Origin of the sequence: Kribbella sp. NPDC051770, from assembly GCF_040681455.1 — a bacterium.
In the GTDB taxonomy this organism is placed as follows: Bacteria; Actinomycetota; Actinomycetes; order Propionibacteriales; family Kribbellaceae; genus Kribbella.
This window is the reverse complement of the sequence record NZ_JBFAYT010000010.1, coordinates 24,564-46,010: the sequence shown is the minus strand read 5'-3', so window position 1 is coordinate 46,010 and position 21,447 is coordinate 24,564. Positions and strand designations below refer to the sequence as shown.

18 protein-coding genes are annotated in these 21,447 nt (G+C 71.3%); 8 read left to right on the top strand and 10 right to left on the bottom strand.

The annotated features are described in order from the left end of the window. Nucleotides 1–40: 40 nt before the first annotated feature. Both AB0M01_RS29195 and AB0M01_RS29190 read right to left on the bottom strand, forming a co-directional pair. Nucleotides 41–1,297 carry an HRDC domain-containing protein gene (locus AB0M01_RS29195; protein WP_363675077.1) on the bottom strand — a complete coding sequence of 419 codons (1,257 nt, stop codon included), beginning with the start codon at nt 1,295–1,297 and terminating at the stop codon, nt 41–43. Next, nucleotides 1,294–1,896 carry a DUF3000 domain-containing protein gene (locus AB0M01_RS29190; protein WP_363675075.1) on the bottom strand — a complete coding sequence of 201 codons (603 nt, stop codon included), beginning with the start codon at nt 1,894–1,896 and terminating at the stop codon, nt 1,294–1,296. Before AB0M01_RS29190 ends, AB0M01_RS29195 begins: the two co-directional genes overlap by 4 nt. A gap of 378 nt (nt 1,897–2,274) precedes the next feature. On the opposite strand from AB0M01_RS29190, the gene hemE reads away from it, so the two are divergent. From hemE to AB0M01_RS29170, 4 genes are all read left to right on the top strand, one after another. After that, entirely contained in the window at nt 2,275–3,333 is a 1,059-nt protein-coding gene (gene hemE, locus AB0M01_RS29185) for a uroporphyrinogen decarboxylase (protein ID WP_363675073.1), read from the top strand. 1,619 nt (nt 3,334–4,952) lie between these two features. After that, nucleotides 4,953–6,386: a protoporphyrinogen oxidase gene (gene hemG / locus AB0M01_RS29180; protein WP_363675071.1), complete on the top strand. Its 1,434-nt coding sequence runs from the start codon at nt 4,953–4,955 to the stop codon at nt 6,384–6,386. Then, the gene (hemQ, locus tag AB0M01_RS29175; RefSeq protein WP_363675069.1) at nt 6,383–7,108 is read left to right on the top strand and encodes a hydrogen peroxide-dependent heme synthase; all 726 of its coding nucleotides are present in this window, start codon (nt 6,383–6,385) and stop codon (nt 7,106–7,108) included. The genes hemG and hemQ overlap by 4 nt, the downstream gene beginning before the upstream one ends. 1 nt (nt 7,109) lies before the next feature. Beyond that, a complete protein-coding gene (locus AB0M01_RS29170; RefSeq protein WP_363675067.1) occupies nt 7,110–7,487 on the top strand; it encodes a VOC family protein in 378 nt (125 codons plus the stop codon). Nucleotides 7,488–7,536: 49 nt separating this feature from the next. Here the strand turns inward: AB0M01_RS29170 and msrB are convergent, their stop codons facing one another. The 4 genes from msrB to AB0M01_RS29150 form a co-directional block, all read right to left on the bottom strand. Further along, entirely contained in the window at nt 7,537–7,953 is a 417-nt protein-coding gene (gene msrB, locus AB0M01_RS29165) for a peptide-methionine (R)-S-oxide reductase MsrB (protein ID WP_363675065.1), read from the bottom strand. 118 nt (nt 7,954–8,071) lie between these two features. Then, nucleotides 8,072–10,465, bottom strand: coding sequence for a lamin tail domain-containing protein (locus tag AB0M01_RS29160; RefSeq protein WP_363675063.1), 2,394 nt, complete (start codon nt 10,463–10,465; stop codon nt 8,072–8,074). Nucleotides 10,466–10,553: 88 nt separating this feature from the next. Then, the gene (locus AB0M01_RS29155; protein WP_363675061.1) at nt 10,554–11,939 is read right to left on the bottom strand and encodes an adenylate/guanylate cyclase domain-containing protein; all 1,386 of its coding nucleotides are present in this window, start codon (nt 11,937–11,939) and stop codon (nt 10,554–10,556) included. Further along, on the bottom strand, nt 11,932–13,659 hold the full coding sequence (locus tag AB0M01_RS29150) for an FAD-dependent oxidoreductase (protein WP_363675059.1): 1,728 nt from the start codon (nt 13,657–13,659) through the stop codon (nt 11,932–11,934). Before AB0M01_RS29150 ends, AB0M01_RS29155 begins: the two co-directional genes overlap by 8 nt. A 159-nt stretch (nt 13,660–13,818) precedes the next feature. Here AB0M01_RS29150 and AB0M01_RS29145 point away from each other — a divergent pair, with 159 nt between their 5' ends. Continuing rightward, nucleotides 13,819–14,133: a hypothetical protein gene (locus tag AB0M01_RS29145; protein WP_363675057.1), complete on the top strand. Its 315-nt coding sequence runs from the start codon at nt 13,819–13,821 to the stop codon at nt 14,131–14,133. Between the two features lie 16 nt (nt 14,134–14,149). After that, entirely contained in the window at nt 14,150–15,001 is an 852-nt protein-coding gene (locus tag AB0M01_RS29140) for an alpha/beta fold hydrolase (protein WP_363675504.1), read from the top strand. On the opposite strand, the gene sigJ is transcribed toward AB0M01_RS29140, so the two are convergent. After that, entirely contained in the window at nt 14,976–15,848 is an 873-nt protein-coding gene (gene sigJ, locus AB0M01_RS29135) for an RNA polymerase sigma factor SigJ (protein WP_363675055.1), read from the bottom strand. The genes AB0M01_RS29140 and sigJ overlap by 26 nt on opposite strands. Nucleotides 15,849–15,953: 105 nt before the next feature. On the opposite strand from sigJ, the gene AB0M01_RS29130 reads away from it, so the two are divergent. Then, complete coding sequence (locus AB0M01_RS29130; protein WP_363675053.1) at nt 15,954–16,349, top strand: cupin domain-containing protein; 396 nt, start codon at nt 15,954–15,956, stop codon at nt 16,347–16,349. Here AB0M01_RS29130 and AB0M01_RS29125 read toward each other — a convergent pair. Together AB0M01_RS29125 and AB0M01_RS29120 are read right to left on the bottom strand one after the other, a co-directional pair. Beyond that, entirely contained in the window at nt 16,342–17,685 is a 1,344-nt protein-coding gene (locus tag AB0M01_RS29125) for a PLP-dependent aminotransferase family protein (RefSeq protein WP_363675051.1), read from the bottom strand. The two genes, AB0M01_RS29130 and AB0M01_RS29125, sit on opposite strands and share 8 nt — an antisense overlap. Before the next feature lie 119 nt (nt 17,686–17,804). Further along, the gene (locus tag AB0M01_RS29120) at nt 17,805–19,412 is read right to left on the bottom strand and encodes a M4 family metallopeptidase (protein ID WP_363675049.1); all 1,608 of its coding nucleotides are present in this window, start codon (nt 19,410–19,412) and stop codon (nt 17,805–17,807) included. 162 nt (nt 19,413–19,574) lie between these two features. On the opposite strand from AB0M01_RS29120, the gene ligD reads away from it, so the two are divergent. Next, nucleotides 19,575–20,633, top strand: a complete 1,059-nt coding sequence (gene ligD, locus AB0M01_RS29115) for a non-homologous end-joining DNA ligase (protein ID WP_363675047.1) — start codon at nt 19,575–19,577, stop codon at nt 20,631–20,633. On the opposite strand, the gene AB0M01_RS29110 is transcribed toward ligD, so the two are convergent. Beyond that, on the bottom strand, nt 20,630–21,394 hold the full coding sequence (locus AB0M01_RS29110; RefSeq protein ID WP_363675045.1) for an SDR family oxidoreductase: 765 nt from the start codon (nt 21,392–21,394) through the stop codon (nt 20,630–20,632). The two genes, ligD and AB0M01_RS29110, sit on opposite strands and share 4 nt — an antisense overlap. Nucleotides 21,395–21,447 lie beyond the last annotated feature (53 nt).

The window sequence follows — 21,447 nt, the reverse complement described above, 5'->3', positions numbered from 1 at the left end:
AATCCCCGTGACCAACTGGTCCGGGGCTTGGGGCGACAACCTAGTCGAGCGACTTGGCGGGCGCCGTCACCGTCAGCGCGTCCGTCAGCACCTCGGCGGTCAGCCCGATCTGCCACTCGCGCGCCGCGTGCTCGCGCAGGAACGTCTTCACCGACTCCAGATCCGGCGTCGCCGGGGGAGTCCAGGCCAGCCGGCGAATCGTGTCCGGCGACAACAAGTTCTCCGTCGGCAACCGATGCGCCTCAGCGATCTCCCCAACGGTCGCCCGCGCGGCCGACAGCCGCGCCGCAGCATCCGGATCGCGATCAGCCCAGGCCCGCGCCGGCGGCGGCCCGTCGTACCGGGGACCCTGCTTCGGCAGCTCACTGTCCGGCAGCCGACGGGCGTGATCGATCGCCTCCCACCAGGTCCGCATGTGCCGGTGCGCGCCGCGCCCCTTGAACGCGGTCAGCTTCTGCAGCGTGTCCCGGTCGACCGGCATCGCGGCCGCCGCCTCGACGATCGCCGCATCCGGCAAGATCCGCCCCGGCGAGATGTCAGCGGCCTCGGCGATCTGATCCCGCGCCTCCCACAACGCCCGTACGACGGCCAGGCTGCGCCGGTTCCGCACCCGGTGCATCCCCGACGTCCGCCGCCACGGATCCGGCTTCGGCTCGCGCGGCGGCGCGGACAGGATCGCGGCGAACTCCTGCTCGGCCCACTCCCACTTGCCCTCGCGGCGCAGCTCCTGCTCGATCGCGTTCCGCAGCTCGATCAGCATCTCGACGTCCAGCGCGGCGTACACCAGCCAGGGGCTCGGCAGCGGCCGGGTCGACCAGTCGGCGGCCGAGTGCTCCTTGCGCATCCGGTACCCGAGCACCTCGCTGACCAGCGACGCCAGCCCGACCTTCGGGTACCCGAGCAGCCGCCCGGCGAGCTCGGTGTCGAAAACGGTCCGCGGCACCATCCCGACCTCAGCCAGGCAGGCCAGGTCCTGGTTGGCGGCGTGGATGATCCATTCCGCGTCGACGATCGCGTCACCGAGCGCGGACAGGTCACCGAAGGGGATCGGGTCGACCAGCGCCGACCCGGAACCCTCCCGGCGCAGCTGGACCAGGTACGCGCGGTGCGAGTACCGGTAGCCCGAGGCGCGCTCGGCGTCGACCGCGACCGGCCCGCTGCCCGCACGGAACGCGTCCACGACCTCCTGCAGCGCAGGGTCGGTGTCGACGACCTCGGACAGCCCGTCACGCAGCTCGAGCAGCGGAAGGGATTCGGTCGGGTCCTCGGGGGACTGCTGGGTCTCGGCCGGGCTCATTGGCCCCGCTGACCGCGGCGGGTAGGCATCGCGACCACACCGGGCGGCACCGGCGGCAACCCTGCCGCGGTGCACAGCACCTCGCCCCACGCCTCCGCGTGCCGCGTCACGTCCACCCCGCCGTCCGGGCCCGGGACCGGGCTCCAGGAGGCGCGGATCTCGATCTCCGCGGTCGCGTCGTCGTCGGCCATCCCACCGAAACTCTCCGACACCACCCTGGTGACGGTACCGCTCGGCGCCCCGAACTCCGCACCCCGGTCGGCCAGCGCCTCCATCAACCAGGTCCAGCCCACGCCACCGAGCAGCGCGTCGGTCACCATCTCCGGTTCGACGGCCGCACGCACGTACGCGACACAGCGGAAGGTCGACTGCCAGGCGTCGTTCCCGTCCGGGTCGTAGAGGACGACCAGACGACCGGTGGCGACGTCGTCACCATCAACCGTCACGTCGGCGCTGACCGCGGCCGCGTGCGGAGCGATCCGCTGCGGCGCAGGCATCTCCTCGACGAAGACCTCGGGCCGGAACCGGGCCTCACGCAACTGAGTGAGAGCCTCGGCGAACTCCGCGGGTGGCGCGTCGACCTGCTTGCGGGCACCCATGGTCGCAGCCTACGACTGATTACTCACCGACGCGGATTTCGACGCGCCGGTGGGGGATGGTTGGTTGCACGGTGGGCAGGGGTGATCACCGGTTGTGGTGGGGCTGTCGGCGGGCTCACCGGGGGTGGCGCGGCTGTCGGAGTGCGTTCGTCAGCTGTGTTTGTTGGCCTCGCCTTCGGCTCGGCGGGTTTTGGGGCTTTCTCGCCCGGTCTTCCCTCGTCGTTCGGTCGCTTCGCTCCCTCTCTCCTCAGTCCAGACCGGGCGGCCCCAAAACCTTGGGGAGCTGTGGTGAGGAGCTGTGAAGGGTGGTGATCAGGTGTTGGGGGAGGTGGGTGACCAGCTGTCGGTGGCGCGCTGACCGCGTGGGATCATCGGTGGGTGCCTTCCACATCGTCTGCGCTCGAGCGTTCTCCTTTCCTGCTGGCTGCTCGGGGGGAGCTGTCGACGCACACCCCGGTGTGGTTCATGCGCCAGGCGGGGCGGGCGCTTCCGGAGTACCGGAAGGTCCGTGAGGGCATCACGATGCTGGAGTCCTGCACGCGGCCCGACCTCGTTGTGGAGATAACGCTGCAGCCCGTACGCCGTTACGGCGTCGACGCGGCGATCTTCTACTCCGACATCGTCCTCCCGCTGAAGGCGGTCGGCGTCGACCTGGACATCAAGCCCGGCGTCGGCCCGGTCGTCGCGTCGCCGGTCGCGTCCTTCGCGGACCTGGACGCCGTACGCCCGGTCCGCCCGACGGACGTCGCCTACGTCACCGAGTCGGTCCAGCAGCTCGTCTCCGAGCTCGGCGGCACCCCACTGATCGGCTTCGCCGGCGCCCCCTTCACCGTCGCGTCGTACCTGGTCGAAGGCGGCCCCAGCAAGGACCACGCCAAGACCAAGTCCCTCATGCACGGCAACCCGAAGCTCTGGCACGCCCTCGCCGACCGCCTCGCCGACGTGGCCATCTCCTACCTCTCGATCCAGATCGAAGCCGGCGCCTCCGCCATCCAGCTCTTCGACTCCTGGGCCGGCGCCCTCTCCCCGCGCGACTACGCCGAGTTCGTCCAGCCCCACTCCGCCAAGGTCTTCGCCGCCCTCGAGCAGTACGGCGTCCCCCGCCTCCACTTCGGCGTCAACACCGGCGAGCTCCTGGGCCTGATGAGCGAAGCCGGCGCCGACGTCATCGGCGTCGACTGGCGAGTCCCACTGGACGAGGCCGTCCGCCGAATCACCGCCGCCAGCGGCCACCCCAAACCCGTCCAGGGCAACCTAGACCCCGCCCTCCTCACGGCAGGCTGGCCCGCCATCGAGCCCCAGATCGACCGAATCCTCACCGAGGCCAAGTCCGCCCCCGCCCACATCTTCAACCTCGGCCACGGCGTACCCCCAACAGCCGACCCCGACGTCCTCCACCGCATCGTCAAGGCCGTCCACGAGAAGTCCGCCCGCTGAACTCCCAGCTCTCTTCTTAACGCCACGCCGCCCCTCGCCGCACAACCATCCGACCCAGCAGCCCCCGGACGTCCACCACTCACCAACACCCTCACCGACGCGACGTCCCCGCGCAGACCGCCTGGCTGCTGCCCCGAACCACCAAGTTGCTGAGTGATGCAGGTCCGGCCCCAGCACCGCGGGCCACACACCGCGGGGTCGGACTCAACGGATGAACTCACCCGCCCGGCGACACCCGAACCTCAAGCGGCAACCGTCCAACACGCCAGCCCCGACGCCGACGCCCACCACCCACCAACAGCGCCGCCACCCCCTTGGCTCCCGCACTGCAGGCTGCGAAGTAGGCCGGACCAGCGGGTTGGTGGGTGCTGCACGTCGGCCTCGTCGCGGCGGTCCGCCCCCGCGGTCCCGCACCCGCATTGCAATCGCCCGCGCGGCGCCCGGTCGCACGGCGCCGGCCCCGGCGCGGCACCCGTCCGCATGGCGCTGGCCCCCGCGCGGCACCCGTCCGCGCGGGCGCCGCAGCTGCGCGCGGCACGAGCGTCCAGCGGGCGCGCGCTCCGCTCGGCACCGCGGTGCAATAGCTTGCAGGCCGGACGTGCACCACTCACCAACGCCGACCGCCCAGCCATCCCGCCGCGTACACCGACTGGCTGGTGGCCCGGATCACCGAGTTGGTGAGTGATGCAGGTCCGGCCTCGCCACCTCGCGCGGCCCCCGCGGAACACCGCCTCGGCGACGCCCGCAAGCGGCAGCCGTCCAACACAACAGCCCGGCGCCGGCGTCCACCACCCACCAACGCCACCTATGGCCCTCCTTCCCCGCCTAGGCCGCCCGCCAGATGGCCCGAACCACAGGGTTGGTGGGTGGTGCGCGTCGGCCCGCCCGCACGGCGCCGGCCCCCGCACGGCATTCCCCCCACGGCGTCGGCCCCCGCATGGCATTCGCCCGCACGGCGCTGGCCCTCGCACGGGGCCGCGCACACGGCGCCCGCCCACGCGGCGCCCGCCCTCGCGGCGCCCGCCCTCGCGGCGCCGCGGCTGCGCACGGTAGGCGCGTCCAGCGGGCGCGCGCTTCGCTCGGCACCCCGTGCGGCTCGGCGCATCAGCTCGCAGGGCGGACGTCCACCACTCACCAACGCCGACCGCCCAGCCATCTCCCCGCGTACACCGACTGCCTGGTGGCCCGCATCACCGAGTTGGTGAGTGATGCAGGTCCGGCCTCGCCACCTCGCGCGGCCCCGCGGAACACCGCCTCGGCGATGCCCGCGAGCGGCAGCCGTCCAACTGAACAGCCGGGCGCCGACGTGCACCACCCACCAACGCCACGTCTGGCGCGTGTTCCCCGCGTAGGCCGTCCGCCAGATGGCCCGAAGCACGGGCTTGGTGGGTGGTGCACGTCGGCTCCCCGGAAGCCGGAAGGTCCGGGGGACCGAGCGGGTGCTCACTGGGCGAGCGACCTGCACCACTGACCAACGCCGGTGTGAGCGCCTCATCGCCGCGGGGATGAGCCGACAGACGTCCCCGTACGCCGGGTTGATCAGCGGTGCAGATCGCCCCGCGGCTGAACGGAACCGCCCCGAAGCCCGCGCGCTGGGGCACTAGGTGAAGGATGGACGCGTGGATGCTCCCGTGGTGGTGGTTGTCGGTGGTGGGGTCAGTGGGTTGGCTGCGGCGCACGCGTTGGTGGGTGGGCCCAACCCGCCGCAGGTGGTCGTGCTGGAAGGCGCGCCTCGGCTGGGAGGGAAGTTGGCGGGGGACGTGCTGGCGGGGGTGCCGGTGGATCTCGGGGCTGAGTCGGTGTTGGCTCGGCGGCCGGAAGGGGTGGCGCTGATCGAGGCGGTCGGGCTAGGCGATGACCTGGTGCATCCGGCGACGACCTCGGCGGGGCTCTGGGTGGGGGACCGGATCCGGGCGATTCCGCCGACGGTGATGGGGGTGCCGGTGGATGCGGCGGCGACTGTGGACGTGCTGGGGGAGGAGGGCGCCGCGCGGGTTGCGGCTGAGGCTGAGTTGCCGGCGCAGGTGCTGACCGAGGACGTCGCGATCGGGCGGTACGTCGCCGACCGGATGGGCCCGGCGGTGACGAACAAGTTGATCGATCCGCTGCTGGGTGGGGTGTACGCCGGGCGCGCCGAGGAGATCTCCCTCGCGGCCGCCGTGCCGGAGCTGTACGCGAAGCTCCGGACCACGCCGGGCCTGCTCGCCGCGACACAAGAGATGCGCGCCAGCAGCCAGCGGCGGGCGGCCGACGGCAAGCCGGTGTTCGCGGGCCTGCGCGGCGGGATCAACCGCCTGATCCACGCGCTGGAGGCCGACCTCACAGCGCGAGGCGTCGAGATCCACCGCTCCACGCCGGTCCGCAAGATCACTCGGGTCGCTGACAACGAGGCCACGAAGTACGAGCTGGAGGCCGGCCCGGTCCCCGCGCCGACCTACTTCCGCGCGGACGCCGTGATCGTCGCCGCCCCCGCGTCTCCGGCGGCGCGCATGCTGACCGACGTCGTTCCCACGGCCGCGACCGAGCTGGCAGCGATCGACTACGCCAGCATGGCGATCGTCACCCTCGCCGTCCCCAAGAAGCACTGGCCGACCACAGCCACGGGATCGGGCTTCCTCGTCCCCTCCGACGAGGGCCGCACGATCAAAGCCGCGACCTTCTCGCACGCCAAGTGGGAGTGGTCCGCCGAGGCCGGCGGCGACCTCGCCGTACTGCGTACCTCCGTCGGCCGCCTCGGCGAGGAGTACGTCCTGCAGCGCTCCGACGAGGAGCTCGTCAAGCTCGCGGCCGCGGATCTCCGCAAGGCGATCGGCCTCGACGCGGAGCTCGTCGGCTCGCTCGTCACCCGCTGGGGCGGCGGCCTCCCGCAGTACGCCGTGGGCCATCTCGACCGCGTCGACCGCGTCGAGGCGGCCGTAGCCGACCACCCCGGCCTCGCGGTCTGCGGCGCGGCGTACCGAGGCGTCGGGATCGCCGCCTGTGTCGCCTCCGGAGGCGCGGCGGCAACCCGGGTGCGGGAGCATCTGACCGCATTGGCGACAATGGGGTCGTGACCGACGCGAACCAGCCCGAGAGCAGCACGCCCGCGAAGCCGAAGGCGCGCGAGCTGAACAACGTGATCCGCTACACGATGTGGTCGGTGTTCAAGGTCGAGACGCCGCTCGGCGACACCGACCGCGACGAGCTGACCGCGGAGCTGACCGAGCTGGTCGGCAAGCTGGCGGCCGACGACGTGGTGATCCGCGGCTGGTACGACGTGGAGGGGTTCCGCGCCGACGCCGACTTCATGGTCTGGTGGCACGCGCCGACCTCCGACGCGCTGCAGAAGGCGTACCACGCGCTGCGCCGGTCGCGCCTCGGGCGGCACCTGCAGCCGATCTGGTCGCAGTACGCGCTGCACCGGCCGGCGGAGTTCAACAAGAGCCACATCCCGGCGTTCCTGGCCGACGAGGAGGCGCGCGGGTACATCTGCGTGTACCCGTTCGTCCGCTCGTACGAGTGGTACCTGCTGCCCGACGAGGAGCGCCGGCACATGCTCGCCGAGCACGGGAAGATGGCCCGCGGCTACCCCGACGTCCGGGCCAACACGGTCGCCTCGTTCGCGCTCGGCGACTACGAGTGGATGCTCGCGTTCGAGGCCGACGAGCTGCACCGGATGGTCGACCTGATGCGCGACCTGCGCGCGTCGACGGCGCGCCGGCACGTGCGCGAGGAAGTCCCGTTCTACACCGGCAAGCGGACCGAGCTCGGCGAGCTGGTCGCCAACTTCGCCTGACATGGACCGCAAGGCGTTCCCTGTCCTGTACGTCGGCAACGTCCGGCGCTCGATCGACTTCTACGCGCTGCTCGGCTACGAGCTGACGTACCAGTTCCCGCTGGAGGGCGACCCGCACTACGTCGGCCTCGAACGCGGCGAGTCGTCGCTGGGCCTGGCCGACACCGGCTGGCCCGAGGCGCAGCTCGGCATCACCGTCGGCACGGCACCGCGTTTCGAGCTCTTCGTGTACGTCGACAACGTCGAGTCCCAGGTCGAAACCCTCCGCGCGGCGGGCTACACCATCGTCCAGGAGCCGGCCAACATGCCCTGGGGCGAACGCCAGGCCTACGCCTTCGACCCGGACGGCAACCCGGTGGCCCTCGCCACTCCCATCTAGAAGAAAACCCGGCACTCCGAGCGGAGTGCCGGGTTTCTCAACGCTGTGATCAGGCCGGCGCGAGCGTCAGGCTGATCGAGTTGATGCAGTACCGCAGATCCGTCGGCGTTCCGTAGCCCTCGCCCTCGAACACGTGGCCCAGGTGCGAGCCGCAGTTCGCGCAGCGGACCTCGACGCGCTTCATGCCCATCGTGGTGTCGGTGATGTACTCCACCCGCTCCTCGGCCAGCGGCGCGAAGAACGACGGCCAGCCGCAGTGCGAGTCGAACTTGGTCTCGCTGCGGAACAGCTCCGCGTCGCACGCCCGGCACTTGTAGACGCCGACCGTCTTGGTGTCGGTGTACTCACCGGTGAACGCCCGCTCGGTGCCGGCCTTGCGCAGCACCTGGAACTCGGCCGGCGACAGCTCCGCCCGCCACTGCTCGTCGGTCTTGCTCACCGCGTACTGCTTGGTGCCATCCGTCACGTGCCCGTACCTCCTCAGTCGAAAAGGAGCCGGTTCCCCGGGGAAACCGGCTCCTTTTCATTATCGGCGGTGGGACAAGCGAAACCCCGTCCGGGGGTCCGCCGTCAGCGGCCCGTAATCACCGGTACCACGACGGCAGCGGGATCACCCGGACCACCTGTGGGTCGTGGTCGCTGATCTGGTCGGGGAACTCGGCGTTCATGTGCACCACGTCGTACGACGACCCGGGCTGCAGGTTCCGCGACATCAGGATCTGGTCGAGGATCTGGCTGTTGCCCTCGAACACGTAGCTGTACCGCTCCTTGGCCGGCAGCGTCTGCGGCAGGTTGATCAGCGACGTGCGGCCGGAGCCCATCAGGATCTGAGCGGTCTGGCTGAAGTCGAAGTCGTTCAGGTCCCCGAGCACGATCACGTTGGCGCCGCGGTCCTTGGCCAGGATCTGGTCGACGAACGTCCGCACCGACTGCGCCTGCTGGTGCCGCTTCGGCGCCGAGCTCTGGACCGGCGGCTGGACGCGGCCCCAGAGCGGGTCGTCGCCGCCCTTGGAGCTGAAGTGGTTGACCACCACGAACAGCGGCTGCCCGAGCCAGGTGAACTCGCCCGCGAGCGGCACGCGGGTCGCCTCCCAGGCCGGGTTCGACGGGTCCACACGACCGGGCGAAGAGCTCAGGTGCGGCCGCCCGAACCGGTCGGCGACGATCGTCGTCGCCACGGTCGAGCCGCCGCCCGCACGGTCGACGAACTTCACCGGCCGGTCGGTGCGGTACATGAACGCGACCCGGATGTTCCCGCCCGGCTCGCCACCTTCGTCACCGTCGACGGGGTCGATCTGCCGCCACGCGTACTTCGGGCCGCCGGCCTTCTGGATCGCCGCGGCCAGCGTGTTCAGCGTGACGTCCGCAGCCGTCGTACCGGAGTTCGTCGCGCCGTCGTTGTCCTGGACCTCCTCCAGCCCGAGGATGTCGGGCGAGGCGAGGTTGTGGACGACCGCCTGGGCCAGCCCGTCGAACTTGGCGGCGCCGTCGGACGGGTCGAGGTTCTCGACGTTGAACGTCGCGACCGAGACCTGGACCAGCGACGACGGCGTGGTCTTCTCGCGCTTCAGCCCGCCGTCGACGACGGTCGGCGTCTGCGTGACCAGGAACTTGAAGTTGCCGAACCCGTAGTCCAGGACCCCGGTGACGGTCCCGGCGAGCGTGTCACCGGTCTTCGCGTCCGGGACCGGAGCCAGTACGTCGTCCAGCAGCACCCGCTCGGGGTTGCTGTCGGTCTTCTGCAGCAGGATGCCGCCGCGCGCCGTCCGCAGGCCGGACCCGGCCGGTACGACGGACAGCTCGCGGAACGAGCTCGTCGGCCCGGTCACCTGCGGCTTGTCGATGCCCAGCCACATACCTTCGAGCGACTCCCAGAAGTCGAGCCCGTCGGTGGCCGGCTGGAAGGTGCCGGTGGTCTCGACGTCACCGTTCGAGTCGTCGTCGATCACCGTCGACGGCGGCACCCGGCCGCCGGGCCCGACGATGGTCGGCGCGGGAAGGGAAGCACCGGACGAGACCACCGTGACGGTCGGGTTGGTCAGCTCGGTCGTGGTCAGGTTGTCGCTCCCACCCGAACCACCCGGCCGGAACTCGGCGACCGTGCCCTGAACGGACACAGCGTCGCCGACGGCAACGGTCGGCGCCGAGCTCGTGAAGACGAACAGCCCCTCACTGGTCGCCGGGTCGCTGTCCGGCGCGGTGTCCTGGAACCAGAACCCGTTGCCGCTCTTGGCGGTGACCACACCAGTGACATCGCCGACCAGCTTGCCGTTCAGCGGCGACAGGTGCGCCGCGCCCTGGATCTCGTGGATCTTGGCCGGAACGGGGTCCTCCGCGGGCGGCGCGGTGGTCAGCGTCTTCGGCGACGGGTTCACGGCCTCGAACTCACCCGCGTTGTTGTCCGCGTCGGCCGTGGGCGTCTTCCGGGTCGCCGACGTGGTGTTCGACAGGCCCGGCGCCGCCGCGGTCTCGAAGTCGTTCGCCGCGCCGTACCCGACGAAGTCGACGACACCGGCCGCGGTCGCACAGCCCGTCGCACAGGTCAGCGACTCCGTGGAGGTGACCAGCGCGACCTTCCCGGACGCAGCAGACATGTTCACGCTGCCGGTCGCGTCGGGCGTCGGCAGCGGCTGGCCGTTGGTGCCGCCGCTCGCGCCCTGCGCGAGGTAGACGCCGCCGGGCGCGATCGAGCCGGACAGGGTGATCTTGTTCGTCCAGGAGGTCCCGGCCGACGACGCGTACTGGATCGACCAGCCGGTCAGGTCGACCGCGGCGCCGCTGTTGTTGGTCAGCTCGACGAAGTCGTGCGTGTACGGCGCCCCGGAGTTGCCGCCGCCGCCGTACACCTCGGTGATCACCACGGTGCTGGAGGCGGCCTGCGCCGGGGCGGCCGCGATGGCGGCCACTCCGGTCAGGACGAGTGTCGATGTGACCACGAGGGCGCCCAGGCGGCGCCGTGATCGGTTCTGGGCAGACATGAGCCGGATTCTCACACCCCCACCGGGGCGCGCCAAGGCCCAACGCGCCAACAGCCGGTACGGCGCTCAAGACGAGGGTGATCATGCGTCAGAGCGCGATCAGCCGGTGCACCTCCAGCGGTTCGGCCTTGCCCTTGAGGCTGATCGGCCCGAGCGACTCGGTCACCGCGCCGGGCAGCAGCGCCTTGGTGGCCGGCCCGATCGCGACGCCGCCGCCGGGCGCCTTGCCCTCGATCCGGCTGGCCACGTTGACGGTGTCGCCGATCACCGTGTGGGTGCGGCCGCCCTCGGTGCCGAGCAGGCTGACGGTCGCGATCCCGGTGTTGATCCCGACCCGGAACCGCGGCCAGCCGGGGTGGTCGGCGCAGACCCGCTCGGCCGCTTCCTGCAGCGCCAGCCCGGCGGCCGCGGCCAGCCGGGCGTGGTCGGGCTGGTCGCCGCGTTTGTTGAAGGTGACCATCAGCGCGTCGCCGATGATCCGGTCCACCTCGCCGCCGTGCCGGCCGACCACGGGCGGGACGACGACCTCGAAGTACGTGTTCAGCATCGCGGTCACCTCGCCGGGCTCGTGCTGCTCGGAGAACGTGGTGAACCCCGCCAGATCCGCGAACAGCACCGACAGTTCGCGCCGTCCGGCGACCGTTCCGGCGACGTACAGGTCGGAGAAGCGTTCCTCGTACCACTGGATCCGCACCCCGGCGACGACCAGCACGAACGCGGCGAGCAGCAGCAGGTGCCACTCCCACCACGACAGCGCCCAGTTCCGCGCGAAGACCAGCGCGACCATCGCCTCGGCGAGCAGCACGAACGCCGACACCAGCGACAGCAGCATCAGCGATGGCCGCGCGTTCCACATCCGCAGGTAGCGGGCGGCGGCGACGCCGTACAGCAGGACGGTCGGGACGGCCAGTACGGTGAGGATGCCGTCGGCAACCTCCGGTACGGCGGTGTCGTGCAGCGGCGGCAACTGCGTGACCGAGGCAACGGCCCACAACGCCATCAGCACCAGCAGCCCGAACCGGATCCGCCGCCCGCGGCGCATCCAGACCACTGACCGCTCGCCCTCGAAGCGCAGGCTCGAGAGCACCGCGCAGACCGAGCCGATCGCGACCCCGATCGGCGTCGCGAGCACGAAGCCGGCGTTCGGCGTACTGAGCAGCACGCCCGGGGTCGCCAGCGCGTGCAACGCGAGGAACCCGGCCGCGGACAGGAACGCCAGCGACACCAGCAGCACCCGCGGATCACCACGACGTAGCGCGGCCGCGCCGGTCGCGTGCGCCAGTACGGCGCTCAGCGCCGCGGTCAGCAGCACCAGCCAGAAGTGCGACGGGTGGTGCTCCCAGTGCACGTCGAGCCCGGGATCGCGCAGCAGCAGGACCAGGGCGGCGAGCGGGATCAGCAGCACCACGGCGGTCAGCGCGACCATCCCCGCGGAGTACATGAAGCGGGGTGGGGTCGGGGGAGCGTCAACCATCGGCGGTGGCCTGCTCCGCGATCCGCAGCGTCTTCAGGTGCTCGTGGACCTGTGAAACGACGACCGACCCCTCGCCGACCGCCGACGCGACGCGCTTCACGGACCCGCACCGGACGTCGCCGACCGCGAAGAGCCCCGCGACCGTCGACTCGTACGGCTGCGGCGGTCGCTCCGAGCCCCACAGCGCCGACCCGGCCGCGTCGGCCCCGGCCTGCACGAAGCCGTGGCTGTCCCGTCCGACCTCCGCGGGCAGCCACGCCGTCCGCGGCTCGGCGCCGATCATCACGAACAGCCCGTCGGCCGCGAGCACCTCTTCGGCGCCGCTCGACCGGTCGCGCAGGGTGATGTGCTCCAGCCGCCCCTCACCGCCACCGTCGACGACCTCGCTGGAGGCCCGGACGGCGATGTTCGGCGCCGCGTCGATGACGTCGATCAGGTACTGCGACATCGTCGCCGACAGGTCCAGCCCGCGGACCACCAGCGTCACCTGGCGGCAGTACCGCGCGAGGTGGATCACGGCCTGGCCGGCGGAGTTGCCCCCGCCGACCACGCACGCGTCGAGCCCGGTCAGCCCGTGCGCCTCGGAAACGCTGGCGCCGTAGTACACCCCGGCTCCGGTCAGCGCTTCGAGGGCCGGTACGCCGAGCCGCCGGTACGAGACCCCGGTCGCCAGGACGACGGCCTTGGCCGTCACCGCGCCGACCCCGCCGATCTCGGCGGCGAACCCGTTGCCCAGGGCATCGAGTCGGACGACCTCGCGCATCAGTGCGAAGTGCGCTCCGAACACCCACGCCTGCTGGTACCCGCGCTGGGCCAGCTCCGACCCGCTGATCCCGCGGGAGAACCCGAGGTAGTTGCGGATCAGCGAGCTGGTTCCGGCCTGACCGCCGATCGCCTCGCGCTCGACGACCAGCGTGCGCAGCCCCTCCGACGACGCGTAGACCGCGGTCGCCAGCCCGGCCGGCCCACCGCCGATCACCAGCACGTCGAAGTCGCGCTGCTCGTCGTCCAAGGTCGTCGAGACACCCCACGCCTCGGCGATCTCCACATCGGTCGGGTCGTGCAGCACGGTCCCGCCGATCGCCGGCATCCACACCACGACGCCGTCGCCGGGGTCGGGCTCGCCGATCTCGGCCAGCACCAGGTCGGCGTTCGCCGACCCGGTCGCGCGGAAGGCGCTCGGGATCCCGTTCCGCCCGAGCAGCGCGTGGATCGCGTGGCCACGGGCCGACCGCTCGTCGGCGACCACCACGACCTCGCGCAGGTTCGCGACCTCGTTGCGCGACCACTCCTGCACGAACTCCGCGACCGTCCGGTGGAACAGCTCGTCGTGCCCGATCCACGGCTTCAGCACGTAGTAGTTGATGTCACCCTTCGACATCGCGGCCAGGATCGCCGCCGCGGTCGCCCGCTCGGCCCACGCACCCCACGGGATCGTCAACGCCCGCCGCGCGTCCGGATGCGCCTCCCGCGCCTTGGCCAGTACGGCGGCCCGTTCGTCGTCCGGCAGCTCGTGATCGACCAGTACGACGGCCACCCGCTGCTCCAGCTCGTGCGCGAGGTCCAGGCAGTGCAGCGCGGCGGCCGCCGTCAGCTCGCCGCGCACCCGGAAGTCGACGCCGAAGCTCCGCTCCAACTCGTTCTCGATCCGGTCCAGCCGCAACGGATCCCGTTCGACCACCAGCAACAGCGGCCGCGCTTCGCGCAAGTCCCCACCCATGTCCTGAAGGTAAATCCGCCGTTGGAGGTGGGCAATGGACAAAACGTTTGATCTCGCAAGGCTCCTGAGGTGCGCGCGCTCACACCCACACCCGTCACGCGGGGGACCATCTGTCCCGTCTTCCCCGGCGACAGTTGCCGAGCACACAGGAGTTCTTCCATGCACCACGCACCGAAGGTCCGCAGGCTGGCGATCGGCCTGGCAGTCGCGGCGATCGCGGGCCTTGCACCAGCCACCGTTCAACACACCACACAAGCGGTTGCAGTGACCGAGCAACGACACTCTGTTGCCGGACAGCTCGTCTCGACCCGACGCATCACCGATCTCGACCCGGCCCTGGCCGCCGTCGCCGCGCGCGCCGATCGGATCACCTACCGTTCCCGCGCGCTGACCGGCGACGACATCGTCGTGAGCGGCGCTCTCTTCACCCCGAAGGGCCGCCCACCCAAGCACGGCTGGCCGATCGTCTCCTAGGCACAGCTCCAGCGGCATCATCGACCGCTGCGCCCCCTCCACCGCCCGCAACGCCAACGGCAAGATCGACCTCTTCGGCTACGCCGGCTTCGTCGCGCGCCTGCTCTCCGCCGGGTACGCCGTCACCGCGACCGACTACGAGGGCCTCGGCTCCGACGGCGAGCACCCGTACATCGTCGCCGGCAGCGAAGCCCGCGGTGTGATCGACGCCGTGCGGGCCGCGGTACGGGCCGAGCCGTCGGTGTCGACGGAGTACTTCGCGGTCGGGCACTCGCAGGGCGGGCACGCGGCGATCGCCGCGGGGGAACTGGCGGCGAGCTACGGCAAGGGCCTCGACTTCCGCGGGACGGTCGGGGTGAGCCCGGTGACCGACGTCGGGCAGGCCTACTCGTACGCGTCGCCCGGGCCGGTGGATCGCGGGTTCTTCCTGCTGGCGCTGAACGGGCTCAGGACCGTGCACCCGGAGCTGCGCTTCGAGGACTATCTGGGCAAGCAGGCGCTCGGGCTGCTGCCGAAGGTGCGGCAGGAGTGCACCGACCAGATCTGGGCCGACTTCACGGTGAACTTCGGGGCCAAGCTGCCCGACTACCAGTTCACCCCGCAGAACCCGGCGGCCGCGCTGCGCATCCAGGACTGGCTCGACGAGCAGACCGTGCCCCGCGCCCGGGCGTCCGCGCCGATGCTGCTCCTGCAGGGCGACGCGGACCCGTCGATCAAGAAGGCCGTCACCCGGCAGGCCGTCCGCAACGCCGGACCGAAGGCCGACTTCAAGCTGTACCCGGGCCAGGACCACTACTCGGTCCTGGGTCCGCGCAGTACGGGAGGTGCTGCTGACGATGTGATCAGCTGGCTGAACGCTCACCGCTGAACAAGCTCAGCTTTTCCGGGTTCGACATCCATTGGATGCCGGTGATCAGCCCGCCCGCCGTCTCGAACGAGCAGACCTGCCACTCACCGCCGAGCCGGACGAGCAGCGCGTCCTGACCGTTCACGTCGGCGATCCGCAGCGCGACATCGGCGTACTTACCGAGGGTCCCGAGCACCAGCCGGCTCGCCCGCTCGGCCCCGACGACCGGCCGCAGTGCCGCGCTGCGCTTCCCGCCCCCGTCGATCCACACCGTCACCTCCTGCGCGAGCAATCGCTGCAGCCCGGCACGATCTCCCGTCCGGGCCGCCTGCAGGAAGCGGGCCACCAGCTCCCGGTGCCGGTGCGGGTCGGCGGGAAAGCGCTCCCGATCCGCGCTCAGCCGTGCAGTCGCGCGCCGGTAGAGCTGCCGCGCGTGTGCTTCCTCCAGGTCGAGCGCCCGCCCGATCTCCTCGTACGGCAACTCGAAGCCCTCCCGCAGTACGAATACCGCTCGCTCCGGCGCGCTGAGCTGGTTCATCAACCGCATCGTCGCCAGCGAGACCGTGTCCCGCTGCTCGGCGGTCTCGGCCGGGCCGAGCTTCCCGGTCGGCACCGGCTCCGGCAGCCACGGGCCGGGGTAGACCTCGTGCCTGCGGTGCGCCCGCCGGAGCCGGTCGATCGCCAGCCGGGTCACCACCGTGATCAGGAACCGCCGCGGACTCTCCACCGCCGCCTGATCGGTCGTTGCCCACCGCAACCAGGCCTCCTGCGCGACGTCCTCGGCGTCGGCGTGGCTGCCGAGCACTCGGTAGCCGATGGCAACCAGCAGCGGCTGGTGCTCCAGGAACAGCGTCGATTCGTCGGGCATGCACCCCAGACCGCGCAGCGCCCCGGAACGTGACAGCACCGGTCCAGTCCGCCGGTGCCGAAGTGGACCAGGCGTCCGCCGTACGCCGTGCTTAGCCTCGGTCTCATGATCGACAACCTGCCTCCCACCAACACGGTCCTCTCGATGCTCGACTCGCAGACGCCGGCGATCCCGGCCGGTGCGCACGTGATGACCGCGACCATCGAAATCCCGCCCGGCGATCCGGGCACCCAGCCGCACCGGCACTCCGGCCCGGTCTTCGGCTACATGCTCGAGGGCGAGATGATCTTCGAGCTCGAAGGCGAGCCCGCACGGGTGATCACCGCGGGCGAGGCGTTCTGGGAGCCCGGCGGTGACGTGATCCACTACCGGGCCGCGAACAACCTGCCGGACGGGTGGAGCCGCTTCGTGGTGGTGATGCTGTGCGCGCCCGGGGTGGAGATGATGACCTTCCCGGACGCCGAGGAGCTGGCCGCGCGGGCGGACCGCCGAGTCAGTTGAGAAGCGTAGCCAGAGAGTCGAGTGCGGCTCGCCACGCGTGCTGCGGCGGGGTCGCGTACCCGATGACGAGCCCGGCGCGGTCATCGTCGGGGGAGTGCCAGTAGCCCGCGGTGTGCAGCCCCATCAGATGCAGCCCGTTCGCCAACCCCGCGTCGATGAGCCGCTTCTCGTGCTCTACCGACTCCAGCGGATGAAGCGCATGCAGACCAGCCGGTACGCCGTCCAACCGCACTCGCGCGGCCAGCTCCTGCCGCCGCCGCTGGTAGACCTGCCGCGCCCGGCGTACCTGCCGGTCGTAGTCGCCGTGCTCCAGCAGTTGCGCGAGGGTGAGCTGGTCAGGCGCGCTCACCATCGCGCCGGTAGCAACGACCGCATCCAGTACGGCGATGCGCAGCCGCTCCGGCACCACCAGCCAGCCGATCCGCAGCCCGGGCGCCAGCGACTTGCTGGTACTTCCGGCAAAGACGACCCGATCCGGAGCCTGCGCCTGCAGCGCTCCGACCGGCTGCTTGTCGTACCGGAACTCCCCGTCGTAGTCGTCCTCGATCACGTACCCGTCGCGCCGCTCGGCCCAGTCGAGGAACCCCGCGCGCTGCTCGGCGCCCAGCACGACGCCGCGCGGATGCTGGTGCGCCGGCGTCAGCAGCACGGCACCCAGGTCTGACTCGCTCGGCTCAGCCCCGCACGGTCCGACACTCAGCGGCGAGGTCGCGAGCCCGTTGCGATGAATCATCTCGCGGTGGTGAACGAGCCCGGGATCCTCGGTCCCGATCGTCCGCACGCCCTGCGCCCGCAGCGCGCGCGAGAGCACTGCTAACCCGTGACTGAACCCACCGACGATCACCACCGCACCGGCCTCGGCCTGCACTCCGCGCGTCCGGCCGACGTACGCCGCCACCGCCTCCCGCAGCACCGGCAACCCCGCTGGATCGCCGTAGTCCAGGCTCGAATGCTCGGCCCCCATCAGCGCCCGCCGGAGGCCGGCCACCCAGGTCGCCCGCGGGAACAGACTGAGATCGGGGCGCCCAGGCCGCAGATCGACAACAGACTTCTTCGGAACGGGTGCGGCAGACCGACCTGACGGAGACGTCTGGGCAACCCACGTCCCCGCACCCGTTGTACTGACCAGCCATCCCTCAGCTGTCAGCTGCGCGTACGCCTCGACCACTGTCCCGCGGGCCAGCCCCAGGTCCGCCGCGAGCGTGCGAGTCCCAGGCAGCCGAGTCCCAGCAGCAAGCCGCCCCGACACGACAGCCTCCCGCAGCGCCGCCTCGATCGAGCGGCCCCGCGGCGCCGCGTCCAGGTGCAGGTCGAGGCCGAGCGCTCGACCCGTCACGTCCCTCCCCATGCCGACCGTTGTACACCGGTCCTGTCCGCCCCAGTGGGACAGGGCCGGTGTACAAGTTCAACGATCAGCCGACCATAGCGAGGTCGCGGATCAGTTGCTGTCGGCGATCAGTTGACGCTCACCGCGGACCAGGCCGCGGCGACGGCGGTGCGCTCGGCGCTCGCCGCGCCGTACAGGTCGGTGGCCGCGTTCAGCGTCGCGGTCCGGGCCTGCGCGTACGTCGTCCCGGTGGTCATGTACGTCGTCAGCGCCCGGTACCAGATCTTGCCGAGCTTGTCCTTGCCGATGCCCTGCAGCGTGGTGCCGTTGCAGGTGGTGGAGTCGTGCGGCAGGCCGCCGAACGTCTTCGGGCCGGTGCCCTCGGCGAGCAGGTACGCGAAGTGGTTGGCGACGCCCGAGGAGTAGTGCACGTCGATGTTGCCGATGCCGGAGTACCAGCAGTCCTTGGACTGGCCGTCCTTGCTCGGCTTGTCCATGAACCGCAGCGCCGGGCGGTCCTTCATGATCTCCTCGCCGATGTAGTAGTCGCCGGGGTCGGAGGCGTTGTTGGCGTAGAACTCGACCAGCGTTCCGAAGATGTCGCTGGTGGCCTCGTTCAGGCCGCCGGACTCACCGGAGTAGGTCAGGTTCGCGGTCGCGGTGGTGACGCCGTGGGACATCTCGTGCCCGGCCACGTCGATCGAGACCAGCGGGCCGGCCACCACCCCGTCGCCGTCGCCGTAGGTCATCTTCTTGCCGTCCCAGAAGGCGTTCACGTAGTTCGTGCCGTAGTGGACCCGGCTCGGGACGCCCTTGCCGTCGTTGAAGATGCCGTTGCGGGCGTGGGTCAGCTTGAAGTAGTCGAACGTCTTCGCCGCCCCGTAGTGCGCGTCGACCGCGGCCGAGGCGCGGTCGGTGTTGACGCCGGTGCCCCAGTGGTTGTCCGCGTCGTTGAAGCGGGTCGGGGTCGGGCAGCCCAGACCGAACAGCTGGCACAGGATCGAGTCGGTCTTGTTGTTGGCGTCGGCGGTGTAGCCGTTGCCGCGGGCCGGGTCGGTCAGCGTGAAGCCGCCGGTGGCCGGGGTGGTGTCGATCGTGACCGTGCCGGAGTACAGGCTCTTGCCGTCGCCGCTCGCGGTGTGGATGTGCTGCTCGCTGACCAGCTTGGCGCCGGTCAATGCGTCCACGGTGGTGGTGATGTGGCTCGGCGTGCCGTCGGCCTGGGTGCCGCCGGTGGTGACCAGGTACGCCAGGCGGGGCGCGCCCTTGCGGGCCTCGATCACCAGGGAGGGCTTGCCTTCGGCCTTCATTCCATTGGACAGCATGCCGCCGGTCAGCGCCTTGGCGGTGGCGCCGGCGACCGAGATCTTCGGCGTACGGTCGACGTTGGCCGGCTTGGTCAGCGTCAGGCTGGCGTCCTTCCAGGCGCCGTCCTTGGCCTGGTGGACGACGACGTCGCCGCCGAGCACCTTCAGGCCACCGATGCTGCGGTCCATCCGGACGTGGCTGGTGCCGTCGGCGTCGACGATCACGTCCCGGACCGTGAAGGCATCGGCGCCGGTCGCCTTCAGGGTGCCGAGGTTCTGGCCGATCGCGGCCTTGACCCGGGCGGCCGCGGTGGCGGGGGACGGGCCCGGTTCGGCCTGCGGGGCGCCGGTGGCGGTGCCGGTCCCGAGGCCGAGGGCGGTGGCGGTCGCGACTGCGGTGGCAGCGGCGAGCAGGGCGGATCTGTTCATCCTCGTGCTCCTTCAAGAGTGTCCCGGGGGCCTCACGCCCCAGGAACGAGGTGCAGGAACGTTACCGCTCGGTCACCTAGGGTGGCCAGAGGTTGGGAAAAGATCGCTTTTCCTGGGAGTGACGACCGGTTTTGGTCGGTCGCGGGCGGTAGCGTCACGGCCATGGCGGCGACCAAGGCAATCGAGCTCGAGGTGGCGGGGCGCACGGTCCGGGTCAGCAACCCGGACAAGCCGTACTTCGCGGACCGCGGGCTGACCAAGCTCGATATCGTGAACTACTTCGTCGCGGTCGGCGACGGCATCCTCGGCGCGCTCCGGGACCGGCCGACCACGCTCGAGCGCTGGCCCGGCGGCTGGTTCGAGGGCGCGAAGCTGTCCACCCGAATGGACAACAAGGGTGACGCGTTCTACCAGAAGCGGGTCGCGAAGGGCGCGCCCGAATGGGTCGAGACGGCGACGATCAAGTTCCCGAGCGGGCGGCCGGCCGACGAGGTCTGCCCGACCGAGCTCGCGGTGGTCGCCTGGGCGGCGAACCTGGGGACGCTGACGTTCCACCCCTGGCCGGTACGCCGCCCGGAGCTGGACTCGCCGGACCAGCTGCGGATCGACCTCGACCCGCAGCCCGGGACGGACTTCAAGAGCGCGGTCGCCGTCGCTCCGGCGCTGCGCGAGCTGCTCGCCGAGCACGGGCTGGAGGGCTTCCCGAAGACCTCCGGCGGGCGCGGGCTGCACGTGTACGTGCCGATCGAGCCGCGCTGGGACTTCATCCAGGCGCGCCGCGCGGTGATCGCGCTCGGCCGCGAGCTGTCGCGCCGGCTGCCCGACCAGGTCACGGTGAACTGGTGGAAGGAGGAGCGCGGCGAGCGGATCTTCATCGACTACAACCAGATGGCCCGCGACCGGACCATCGCCTCGGCGTACTCGGTGCGTCCGAACGCGCGCGCCCGGGTGTCGGCGCCGCTGCGCTGGGAGGAGCTGGAGGACGTCGTACCGGACGACTTCGACGTGCTCACGATGCCGGCCCGCTTCGCCGAGGTCGGCGACCTGCACGCGGCCGTCGGCGAGCAGGCCTTCTCGCTGGAGTCACTGCTGGAGCTGTCGGCGAAGCACGAGAAGGACCACGGCGAAGGAGACCTGCCGTACCCGCCGGAGTACCCGAAGATGCCCGGCGAGCCCAAGCGCGTCCAGCCGTCCAAGGACAAGGACCGGCCGAAGGACTAGATGGTTCGGAGCGCTCCGCCGTCGACCGGGATCATCACGCCGGTCAGGTACGACGCGGCGGGGGACAGGACGAAGGCTGCCACTCGCCCGAACTCCTCGGGGAGGCCGTAGCGGCGCAGCGGGATGGTCTTCTCGGCCGAGCGGCGGGTGGCTTCGGGGTCGCCGCCCTTGGAGTCGAGCTCGCGGACGCGATCGGTGGCGATCTTGCCGGGCAGCAGGCCGTTCACCCGGACGCCGTTCGGGCCGAGCTCGTCGGCCAGCGTCTTGGCGACCATCGCGAGCCCGGGGCGCAGCCCGTTCGAGATCGCCAGGCCGGGGATCGGCGACTTCACCGACGACGACAGGACGAACGCCAGCGACGTCCCCTCCGCGCCGGCCCGCGCGACCGAGCGGGCGATCCGCAGCCCGCCCAGGAACACGCTGTCGAAGGCCGAGCGCCAGTCGTCCTCGTCGGTGTCCAGCGCCGTACCGGCGCGCGGCCCGCCGACGCTGATCAGCGCGCCGTGCAGCGCGCCCCACTTGGCGATCGCCGTCGCGGCCAGCCGCTCGGCGCTCTCCGGGTCGGCGTTGTCGACCGGGATGCCGACCACGTTCTCGCCGAGCTCGGCGGCGGCCCGCGCGATCGACTCCTCGTTGCGGCTGGAGATCACCAGGTTGGCGCCTTCGGCGGCCAGGGCCCGCGCGGTGGCGAAGCCGAGCCCACCGCTGGCGCCGGTGACGATGTACGTGCGATCGCGAAGTCCGAGGTCCACGCCCACCATCCTGCCGCAGAACGCCGCGAGCCGCTGAAGTGCGCGCCGCGCGCGGCCCGCAT